At 66.6% G+C, this 2,521-nt stretch carries 2 protein-coding genes; one reads left to right on the top strand and one right to left on the bottom strand.

All coding sequences use genetic code 11. The features are described from left to right. Nucleotides 1-1,500, bottom strand: a 1,500-nt coding sequence (gene ligD, locus AC5RUJ_RS14440; RefSeq protein WP_494156064.1) for a non-homologous end-joining DNA ligase, incomplete at its 3' end; no start/stop codon positions are given. Nucleotides 1,501-1,582: 82 nt separating this feature from the next. On the opposite strand from ligD, the gene ku reads away from it, so the two are divergent. Continuing rightward, nucleotides 1,583-2,437, top strand: coding sequence for a non-homologous end joining protein Ku (ku, locus tag AC5RUJ_RS14445; RefSeq protein ID WP_494001895.1), 855 nt, complete (start codon nt 1,583-1,585; stop codon nt 2,435-2,437). Nucleotides 2,438-2,521: the final 84 nt, after the last annotated feature.

Raw genomic sequence — 2,521 nt, forward strand, 5'->3', positions numbered from 1 at the left:
CCCGGCGCGCCCGGACCCGCCGCCGTCCGCCGTCCCGGCAGCAGGACGCGGCTGGTCCTTCATCAGGTGCATCAGCCAATTGTCCTTGCCGTCCTCGCCGCCGGTGCGGATCAGGGCGTAGCGACGCGGACCGGGGGGCCCGCCGTCGTTCGCCAGGCCGCCGTCGGGTCGTCCGTGCAGCACGATGATGACTTCCTTGCCCTCGCGCCACTTCTCCACTTCGTAGGTGCCGCTGTCCCAGATGGTCATCACCCCGGCGCCGTATTCGCCCTTGGGGATGGTGCCCTCGAAGGTGGCGTATTCCATGGGGTGGTCCTCGGTGTGGACGGCCAGGTGGTTCTTACCGGTCGTGACCGGCGGTCCCTTGGGCACGGCCCAGGACACCATCACCCCGTCATGCTCCAGGCGGACGTCGTAGTGCAGCCGGCGTGCGTGGTGCTCCTGGATGACGAAAACCGGTTCATCGTCCGACTCGCGCCGCTCGATCACCGCAGGCACCGGCTCGGGCGTGCGGTCCGGGTCGCGCATCGAACGGTACGTGCTGAGCCGGTCCGGCCCCGGCTCCGGCAGGGACTGCTCGTCGGCGGTGCCGCCCGCCATGCCGGCCAGCGGGTCGCCGATCTCCTTGACGCGCTCGAGCACCTGCCTGAAGTCGAGGTGAGCCAGGTCCGGGTCTTCCAGCTCGGCCCAGGTTCGTGGCACCGCCACGGTGGGGTGCGGCCGACCGCGCAGGGAGTACGGGGCGATCGTGGTCTTGGCCCAGTTGTTCTGGCTCCAGTCGACCAGCACCTTGCCCGTGCGCAGGGACTTCTTCATGTCGCTGACCACGAGGTCCGGATGGTCGGCCTCCAGCAGGCGGGCGAGTTCGTGGGCCACCTGGCTGACGTCCTCCGAGGTCTGTTTGCCGTCCAGCCCGGCGTAAAGGTGAATGCCCTTGGAACCGGAGGTCACCGGCCTCGGGTCGAGCCCCATCCCCTCGAGGATGTCCTTGATCAGGAAGGCGACTTCGACGCACTCGGCCAGCCCGGCCCCTTCCCCCGGGTCCAGGTCCAGCACCATCCGGTCGGGATTGTTGATCTTGCCGCGCGGTCCGAACTTCCACTGCGGAACATGGATTTCCAGGGCCGCAATCTGCGCCAGCCACGTCAGGGTGGCCCGGTCATTGGCCAACGGGTAGACGTTGATGTTGCTCTTGTGCTCGATGGTGTGCCGCAAGACCCAGTCGGGCGCGGACTTGTCCAGGTTTTTTTGGAAGAACACCTCGCCCGGTTCCTCCGCCGTGCCGACGCCGTGAACCCAGCGTTTGCGCGTCACCGGCCGGTCGGCGGCATGCGGAACCAGGAACTCGGCGATCTCCGAATAGTAGGCGATCACCTCCGCCTTGGTGGTCCCGGTTTCCGGGTACAGCACCTTGTCCAAATTAGTCAGCCTGAGCCGGCGCCCGTCGACGTCTACGGTCTCCTTCTGGCTGGATATCCGGCTGGAATTCTGGCTGGCCATACCGCCAGTCTGTCCGCCGCGCGGCCGGTTGGCTAGGCCCTCGCCTCTGGCTTTGTACCGCCCGCGGGTGTTCACTAGTGGCATGAGAGCCATCTGGAAAGGCGCGGTGGCGTTCGGTCTGGTCAACGTGCCGGTCAAGCTCTACAGCGCCACCGAAGACCACGACGTGAGCCTGCACCAGGTCCATGACAAGGACGGCGGGCGCATCCGCTATCAGCGCCGGTGCGAGGTTTGCGGCAAGACCGTTGACTACCAGAACATCGACAAGGCGTACGACGACGGTGAGCACACCGTGGTGATCACGGACGAGGATTTCAAGTCCCTGCCGGTCGAAAAAAGCCGCGAGATCGAAGTCGTCGAGTTTGTCCCGAGCGACCAGATCGATCCGATCATGTTCGACCGCAGCTACTATCTGGAGCCGGATTCGAAGTCGTCCAAGGCCTACGTCCTGCTCCGGCGGACCCTGGAAGAGACGGACCGCACGGCCATCGTGCAGTTCGCGCTGCGGCAGAAGACCCGGCTGGCGGCGCTGCGGGTCCGCGGCAAGGTCCTGATGCTGCAGACCCTGCTGTGGGAGGACGAGGTACGGGAGGCCAGCTTCCCGTCGCTCGAGGAAACCGTGCGGATCTCGGCGAAAGAGAAGGAGATGTCCGCCGCGCTGGTGGAGTCGTTCTCCTCCGACTTCACGCCCGGGGACTACACCGACGAGTACCAGGAACAGCTGCGGACCCTGATCGAGGCGAAGCTGGAGCAGGGCGAGGCGCTGGATACGGCAAAGACCTTCGGCACGGACGAAGAGGAAGAAGGCGGCAAGGTCCTGGACCTGATGGAGGCGCTGCGCCGCAGCGTCGAGCAGAACCGGGAGGCCAAGTCTTCCGCCGGCTCCTCGAAGAAGAAGAAGTCAGGCTCCAAGTCCGAGGCGTCAAAGGGCGCCTGACGCGCGGTAAACGGACGACGACGGGGCGGGGGACGACGGCGGGGCGGGGCCCAGCCCGCCGGGACCGCCTGCCGCTCCGCTACT

The organism is Arthrobacter sp. Y3223164 (assembly GCF_059091005.1).